The sequence below is a fragment of the Streptomyces sp. NPDC054841 genome (assembly GCF_053611045.1).
Genome location: NZ_JBSGZO010000460.1, coordinates 1 through 6,586, shown reverse-complemented (window position 1 = coordinate 6,586; position 6,586 = coordinate 1). Strand labels below are relative to the sequence as shown.

6 protein-coding genes and 2 pseudogenes are annotated in these 6,586 nt (G+C 70.5%); 3 read left to right on the top strand and 5 right to left on the bottom strand.

Features of this window, described 5'->3' with window-relative positions:
- Positions 1–214: pseudogene (locus tag ACWGI8_RS36570) on the top strand (hypothetical protein); the annotation flags it as partial.
- A gap of 641 nt (positions 215–855) precedes the next feature.
- Positions 856–1,050 (top strand): alpha/beta fold hydrolase, encoded by a 195-nt coding sequence (locus ACWGI8_RS36565; protein ID WP_453667722.1) that lies wholly within the window; start codon positions 856–858, stop codon positions 1,048–1,050.
- A gap of 45 nt (positions 1,051–1,095) precedes the next feature.
- Here ACWGI8_RS36565 and ACWGI8_RS36560 read toward each other — a convergent pair whose 3' ends face one another.
- Positions 1,096–1,674: a CBS domain-containing protein gene (locus ACWGI8_RS36560; RefSeq protein WP_453667720.1), complete on the bottom strand. Its 579-nt coding sequence runs from the start codon at positions 1,672–1,674 to the stop codon at positions 1,096–1,098.
- A 567-nt stretch (positions 1,675–2,241) separates the two neighbouring features.
- On the opposite strand from ACWGI8_RS36560, the pseudogene ACWGI8_RS36555 reads away from it, so the two are divergent.
- Positions 2,242–2,622 (top strand): annotated as a pseudogene (locus ACWGI8_RS36555) (alcohol dehydrogenase catalytic domain-containing protein); the annotation flags it as partial.
- Positions 2,623–2,891: 269 nt separating this feature from the next.
- Here ACWGI8_RS36555 and ACWGI8_RS36550 read toward each other — a convergent pair.
- The 4 genes from ACWGI8_RS36550 to ACWGI8_RS36535 all read right to left on the bottom strand — a co-directional run.
- Positions 2,892–3,878 carry an Acg family FMN-binding oxidoreductase gene (locus ACWGI8_RS36550; protein ID WP_453667719.1) on the bottom strand — a complete coding sequence of 329 codons (987 nt, stop codon included), beginning with the start codon at positions 3,876–3,878 and terminating at the stop codon, positions 2,892–2,894.
- A 25-nt stretch (positions 3,879–3,903) separates the two neighbouring features.
- Positions 3,904–4,782 carry a universal stress protein gene (locus ACWGI8_RS36545; RefSeq protein ID WP_453667717.1) on the bottom strand — a complete coding sequence of 293 codons (879 nt, stop codon included), beginning with the start codon at positions 4,780–4,782 and terminating at the stop codon, positions 3,904–3,906.
- A gap of 282 nt (positions 4,783–5,064) precedes the next feature.
- A complete protein-coding gene (locus ACWGI8_RS36540) occupies positions 5,065–5,721 on the bottom strand; it encodes a CBS domain-containing protein (protein ID WP_453667715.1) in 657 nt (218 codons plus the stop codon).
- Positions 5,722–5,851: 130 nt separating this feature from the next.
- Positions 5,852–6,586, bottom strand: a 735-nt coding sequence (locus ACWGI8_RS36535) for a CBS domain-containing protein (RefSeq protein ID WP_453667713.1), incomplete at its 5' end; no start/stop codon positions are given.

Here is a 6,586-nt window from a genome sequence, read left to right as displayed (position 1 = left end):
TTCCGCCCCGCCGCCCCGCCGCCCCGCCGCCCCGCCGCCCCGCCGCCCCGCCGCCCCGCGACAGCGCCCCTCAGCCCTCGCCCACAACGACCCCGCCGACCTCATCCACCCCCTCAACGCCACCCGCCCCTACCTGACCACCCCCCACCCCGACCTCGCCGCCCAACTCGACACCCTCACAGGTCCCGCCACGGCCCCGCCCCCACCCGACTGACCGAACACCCGCGTCGGAGCAGGCGACCGTTCCGGCATCGGATATCCCGCGTACTTCCTGGTCCTGGCACGGTGTTCCTCATGCAACCGCTGCCCACACCGTGTCCGCCCGGCCTGGTCCCGGACGCCACCGACGTCGACGCCTTCAACGCCGCCTACCGGCGGGCAAGCAGCAGCACCAGGTGTTCGTCGCCGTCGAGGAGCAGGGCCGGCGGTGGACGGTGAAGGCCGACACACTCACCGCGAGACCGGAGGGGCCTCGCCGGATTGCGGTGATTCGCCACCCCGGACGACGCGGGACGAGCCGGCGACGCGGACGCCGGCGCCTGGGACCGCCCGGCGGGGGGCTCGTGGGTGTATGGATGCTGAGTAGCCGCACACTCTTGTCGGTCGGCCCTATCGTTCGGCCGCGGAGGCCGTGACTGCGGACGCGAAGTCCGGCAGAACGCCCACCGGCAGAACGCCCATCTGCGCGAACATGGCGGCCATACCCGGGCGCCCAAGGGCGAGGAGCCCGAAGTGCGGGAGGACTATGTGTCCGCCTACGAGGACGGACGCTTCGCCGAGTCGGCGCGTTACGTCCGCGCGTACCCCGCGTAACTCCCGGTCCTCGGAGACCTGTTGCCGTCGATCATGACACCGGTGCTGGTGATGAGCGCCGAGCACGACGAACTGGTACCGCCGTCCAACGGCGTCTACCTGCACGAGCGGCTCCCGAACAGCCGCCTCGTCTCCTTCGACTCCGGTCACTTCCCCTGGGAGCAGGCCGCCGCCGCATACGGCGCGACCGTCGCCCGGTGGCTCAACGGAGAGCACGCCAAGGTGGCGGATGCATGAAAGCCCGACAGACAACGGGAATCCGCCTGCACGGCAAGCGGGGTTTCACCGCTGTCGCGGCCACCGTTGCCGCGGCCGCCATGGCGGCGTTTTCGATCGGCCCCGCCGCGGCGGCGACCGCGCCGGTGTCCGATCCACGCCCTGGACCACGGGGCGGCCGCCGCGCGGGCCGAGGGCGGACTTCGGCAAGCTCCAGCGGCTTGCCGCCATCGAGCAGCCCGTGTTCATCGCCAACGGCGACGACGACCGGATGATCCTGCCCTGGTACTCGCATCTCACCGCCGCGCTGATCCCCGACGCGGTCGTGAAGCTGTACCCGGACTCCGCGCACGGCTTCCTGTTCCAGCACGCGCAGGCCTTCGCGACCGACGTCCACAACTTCCTGGACGCATAGGCTTTGGCAGTGTCGTCCAGGCGCCGCATCTGCTCGATCAAGCCCGGATCGCTGTCGTGCAGCTCCTCCTTGACCAGCAGATCCGCCTCGGAGACCACGCCGACGACGCGGCCTTCGCCTTCCAGCACGGGCATGGCGGTGACCTTCCACTGCTCCATGGCCGCGACGATCTCCTTGAAGTGTGCATCCGGAACGACGGCCACGACAGTCCTGGTCATCACGTCGTCCATGGTGTAGGGGTGTGGTCCATGACGGGTTCCTCTTCGAGCATGGGTCGGTTCGGACATGGGCCCTGCCCTCACCCGTCCTTCGCCCGAGTGGCTCCTGGCCCGCTGGCCGCACAGGGCCTGACGGGCATACCGGACGGCCCGAACGGCTCGGCTCAGAAGGCCAGGAGGGCCTCGTCCGCGCGGGGCACGTCCGCGCCGGAGAACGGCTCGGCCGGGCGCAGTAACGGGCGTCCGGGTCGGCCGAGGTCGCCGCTGACGCACGGGAGCGGCCGCCAGTTGCGGCGCCGCAGGTCGGCGAGACCCCGGAAGAGCCCGCAGCCGAGTCGACAAGGACGCGGGCGTGTTCGCTTTCGACGAGGAATGCGCTGCCGGTGACGGTTCCCACGCTGCCGAGGAAGGTTTCACACTCCGTGCGCGCCGGCGCTTGGGCCTAGAGGTCCTGCCGGAGGACCGACCGGCCCAAGCGGCCATGCTGCCCCCCCGGGGCAACCTGACGGTGACCACTCTCGAGCACCCCGCGGGAAGCCCCCAGCACCTCGCGCGCAGTCGGGCAGTGAGGACGACGTCATGAAGGCACTCGTCTTCCAGGGACCGGAGAAGACCGCGTGGCAGGACGTACCGGATCCGGGTATCAAGGACGCGGCTGACGCGATCATCCGGGTCGATGCCGTGACCATCTGCGGCACCGATCTGCACATCATCAAGGGCGATGTATCTGAGGTGACCCCTGGGAGGATCCTCGGACACGAGGCGGTGGGCGAGGTCATGGAGACCAGTGAGGACGTCCGCACGGTGCGCCCCGGTGACAGGGTGCTGGTGTCCTGCATCTCCGCTTGCGGGCGCTGCCGCTTCTGCCGGGACAGCAGGTACGGGCAGTGCCGGGGCGGTGGTGGCTGGGTCCTCGGCCACCTGATCGACGGCACCCAGGCCGAATACGGGCGACGCCCGGGACCGGCGTCATGCTACGGCTGGAACAGGAAGCACCCTCCCCTCTCTGGGCCGGAGGGCAACGGGAGCTGTGGCTGGCGATCACACCTACGCGGATCACCGGCCGTCGGGTAGTGAACTCGCGGGGCGGGCGCGGGCTGAACGCCGGCGACCGACCGGCGGTCGGGGACGTGTCGGGCTGAACGCCCAGGGGGAGAGCCGGCGCCCGTATCGCCGGGCGGAGGCGGCGGCCCGGCGCGGCCGTCCCGCGGGCCGGGGGCAGCCGGGTGTCACACGACGTCGAGCACATCACGCACCGGCCGGCGTGGAGTAGCAGGCCCCGTGGGGCCGTAACCGAGGCGGATCGCCATCTGCACATGGCCCATCGCCGCCCCAGGGTCACGCACGGCCCACCGCAGTTCCGGCCATTCGAGGGCCTGGGACGTCAGGGAGGTGACCAGCCCGTCCAGAGTGGCCTGGAGCAGGACACGCTCCATTGCCTCACCGGCCCGCAGCCAGTCCGCGGGACGGTCGGTGACTGTGCCGAGCAGAGCGAGACACGGCTTCTTCTCGAACGTGGCCGAGCCACGGTCCACGACGGGGCGACGGCCGGCGAAGTCTCGTACGGGTGCGGTGACATCCCGCTGGCTGGGGCCGAACGCGTAGGCGGGTATTCCGTCCTGCCGCGCGCCGCCCCCGGCGTCCGTCTCCGTCCAGCGGGCCCTCTCCGCCCGCACCTCCGGGTCCATCGCTTCGCGGCCCTCCGCGTCGTGCACCAGGTCCAGGACCGACTGCACATGCCATGCGTCGGGAACGTACAACCGGGCGCCTTCGAGCATCGCGGCGCCGCGCAGCCCGTCCAGGATGTCTTCCGGGATCTCCTCGTCGGTGAACGGGAAGCGGCTGGTGTGCCGACGGCGGATCGCGGGATGGAGGACGGCGAGATCGTCGTCGGGACTCACGGGCCGGGCCAGGCCCACCTCGGCGAGCAGCCAGGGATCGGCGGGGTCGGGAAGCAGCGTGCTGACCGGTTCGAGGCCCGTGTGCGCGGCCGCCACTCGTAGATTGAACAGCGCGGCGCCGCACCCGAGGTGAAGCGCCCGGCGTGTCGGGTCCGTCTTCGGCATGGCGCGCTCCGGGTCGGCGCGCAGCTGCAGCGCGCCTCTGTCGCGAAGGAAACGAAACTTCCAGGGCTGCGCGTTGTGCATGGACGGGGCCGAGACCGCGTCTTCGACGAGGGATTCCACGATGACGGTGTCGAGTGGTGGTGAAGGCACGGAAACCTCCTGGCCGACGAGGCGGTCAGTCATGCGCGATGACGGCGACGGGCGCGGTGGAGTGGTGCATCACCGCATGGGCGATGGGGCCGATGTGCGCGCCCATGGGAGCTCTGCGGATGTCCCGACCGACGACCACGAGATCCGCGTCGGCGGCGTAGTGCACCAACAGCTGCGCGGGAGTACCCATGACGGCGCTCTCCTCGACGTCCACCGATGGGAACTTCCGCCGCCAGGTGGCGATCAGGTCGCCGAGGCCGCGGGCAGCGTCGCGGGCCAGTTCCTGCTGAGCCCCCTCGAGCGCCAAGGCGTCGCGGACGACCGGCGGAAGCGACCAGCCGTATACGGCTTGCAGTCGACAGCCACGCCGTGCGGACTCGTCGAAGGCGAAGGCCAGGAGCGTGTCGCTGTTCTGGTGGATGTCGACGCCGACGACCACGTCGCGGTACGGGCCGGGAGAGCCGGGGCGAGGCTCCGTGTCCGGCTGCGTCAGGGCCCGCACGCGCACGACCGGCTGCTCGGTGGCGCTGATCGTCGCCATACCGACCGAACCGACGAGGAAGCCCATGATGCCGCTCAGCCCACGGGAGCCGAGCACCAGCATCTCCGCCTCACCTGCCTCGATGGACAGCGCAGCGGCGGGTCGCCCCGACAGCCGCCGTGTGGTGATCTCCAAGGAGGGATGGTCACGCCGCATCTCTTCCGCGGCATCGGCCAGGAGCTTGTCACCCCATCGGCGCTGCACATCGGGGCCGGCCACTGGAACGGCCGCCGTCATGGGCCAGTCGTCGGCGTGCACGAGGTACAGCGGCACTTTGCGCAACAGCGATTCCCGGGCCGCCCACTCGGCGGCGGCGTAGCTCTCGGGCGAACCGTCCAGGCCGACGGTGACGTGGCGGCTCATGGTGCGGACCTCCTTCGGGCCGCGCGGACACGTTTCCAGCGTCACCGCCCGGGCGCGGTGACAGCAGGGGCCGACAGTCCCGCGCGCGGGCCGAACGGCCCTGGGTTCTCCCGGGAGTGCCGGTCAGTTCGGCGACGCGGCCACGGCAGGCCGCACTCACGACGACCCCGAGGCTCTGTCATGACCGGTCGGCCGGATCGTTCCCGCCCGTGTCCGGCCGGAACGACGGGTACTCGTCCGAGCGCTGTCGGGCGACGGCGCAGTCCGGTCGCCGGTCCCGGTTCAGGAGGTGTCGTCGACGTCGAACGAGAGGTCCTCCGACACGGAGACCACACCGTCCACGGTGCTGCACATCCGTACGATCGCGGGAACCATGCCCTTGAACGGCACCGAGCCGTGCAGTACGACCTGCCCTTCACGCACCTCGACGGTGACGGCGGACGGATCCTGGCGGAGGGTCCGCACGAGCACGTCGGACACGATCTCCTGCCGGATGGCCTCGTCGTCGCGCAGGAAGATGCCCAGCAGGTCGCGGCGGCTGACGATGCCGAGCAGCCTGTCCTTCTCGTCGACCACCGGCAGGCGCTTGACGTTCTGCACCTCCATGAGTCGCGCGGCCTCGACGACGGTCCACTCCGGCCTCGCGCACACGGCGGGTGCCGACATCAGCTCCTCCGCCGTTGTCCCCTCGGCCTTTGCCCGTTCCCAGGCATCCACGTCGGGAACCGGCAGCAGCGCGGTGGAGCCGGCCTGATCGGAGGTCTTGCGGAGCAGGTCTCCTTCCGAGACGACGCCGAGGGGCCGGTCCTCGGCATCCACCACCGGCACCGCGGTGACCCGATGGTCCGAGAGCACGCGCACGAGCTCCTTGAACGGGGTGTCCCGCCGTACGCGGACGACGTCGCGGGTCATGAGCTCCCCGACTTTTCGATGTCGCATCGGTGACTCCTTCATCGCTGAGCGTCTTCAGGATTCATCAGTTCGCTCACCGCGCTCGTGCGAGACGACAGCAGGAGATCGCATGTCCTGCGAACGGCCCAGTGCGGCTGGGTCCGTGAGGGGGGGCATCTCACCGGGGAAACCCGTGTGCGGTCTGTTCGCGCGGCGTCGGTGCGGAGTCGTCGCCGCGTGCGGCGAGGCGGTCCTTCACCGACACCACTCCGTCCAACTGCTCCGTCAGCCGCAGCAGAACAGGGATCTCGCTGCGCTTCTCCACCAGCCCGTCCAGCGTGACCACCCCGTCGACGACATGGATCTCGATCGCGTCGGGCGCAAGACCCAGCGTGTCCACGAGAACCTCTCCGATGACCCGGCGGCGTATCTCCGGGTCCGGGCGCAGAAACACCTGGAGGAGATCGCGCCGGGTGACGATGCCGACGAGGCGGTCCTCGTCGTCGACCACGGGCAGCCGTTCCACACTGCGTCGGAGCATCGTCCTGGCGGCCTGCGTGACGGTGTCGTCGGCGTGAACGGTGACGGCGGGCGCGGTCATCAGATGTGCGGCGGTGAGCGCGTCCCGCTTGTCGTCGTCCGGCCCGGTACCGGCATCGGCACCGTGCCTGGGCATGTGCTGTTCATGTCCGGAGCCTCCGGCCGAAGCCTGCCGCACCAGAAGATCGCTCTCGGAGATGACGCCGACCACCCTGTCGTCCTCGTCCAGTACGGGCAGGCCGCTGATGTCGTGCTCGGCGAGCTGCTTGGCGACAGCCTTGAACGGTGTCGAGGGGACGACCGAGACGACCTCGCCCGCCATCAGGCTTCCGACCTTGCTGTGCCTCATCTCAGTCACTCCGGTCGTCGCAGT

Excerpts from the sequence above, each read along its gene's own strand:
- ACWGI8_RS36545 (WP_453667717.1), bottom strand. The coding sequence starts at position 4,782 with ATGAGCCGCCACGTCACCGTCGGCCTGGACGGTTCGCCCGAGAGCTAC.
- ACWGI8_RS36560 (WP_453667720.1), bottom strand. The coding sequence starts at position 1,674 with ATGGACGACGTGATGACCAGGACTGTCGTGGCCGTCGTTCCGGATGCA.
- ACWGI8_RS36540 (WP_453667715.1), bottom strand. The coding sequence starts at position 5,721 with ATGCGACATCGAAAAGTCGGGGAGCTCATGACCCGCGACGTCGTCCGC.